We start from the raw sequence: 602 nt of genomic DNA, 5'->3' as shown, positions 1-602 counted from the left end.
GACACGCAGACCTGGCCGGCATTGCGGTACTTGCTGGCGGACATGATGGCGACGGCGCGTTCGACATCGGCATCATCGGTGACGATGACAGGCGCATGCCCGCCCAGTTCCATCGTCGCGCGCTTCATGTGCTGGCCGGCAAGGGCCGCCAGCATCTTGCCGACCGGGGTCGAGCCGGTAAACGACATCTTGCGGATCACCGGATGGGCGATCAGGTATTCCGAGATGACCGAGGGCACGCCGTAGACAAGGTTGACGACGCCGGCCGGAAGCCCGGCATCGACGAAGCAGCGGATGAGTTCGGCCGGCGACGCCGGTGTTTCCTCGGGCGCCTTGACGATGATCGAGCATCCGGTGGTCAGCGCCGCCGACAGCTTGCGCACCACCTGGTTGATCGGGAAGTTCCAGGGCGTGAAGGCGGCAACCGGACCGACCGGCAGCTTGACGGTCATCTGGGTGACATCGGGTGCGCGCGGCGGAATGATCTGGCCGTAGGCCCGCTTTCCCTCCTCGGCGAACCACTCGATGATGTCGGCGGCGCCAAGGATCTCGCCCTTCGACTGGGCAAGCGGTTTGCCTTGCTCGCGCGTCATCAGAAAGGC

Annotated in this window: 1 protein-coding gene; it reads right to left on the bottom strand. The window is 65.4% G+C overall.

Translation table 11 applies throughout. The features are described 5' to 3' along the window. Positions 1–602: aldehyde dehydrogenase family protein (locus tag IB279_RS36735; protein ID WP_192341249.1), on the bottom strand; the 602-nt coding region annotated here is incomplete at both ends.

The sequence above is a fragment of the Ensifer sp. ENS06 genome (genome assembly GCF_014852205.1).
GTDB classification, from domain to species: Bacteria; Pseudomonadota; Alphaproteobacteria; order Rhizobiales; family Rhizobiaceae; genus Ensifer; species Ensifer adhaerens.
This window is presented reverse-complemented; position numbering and strand designations above follow the sequence as displayed.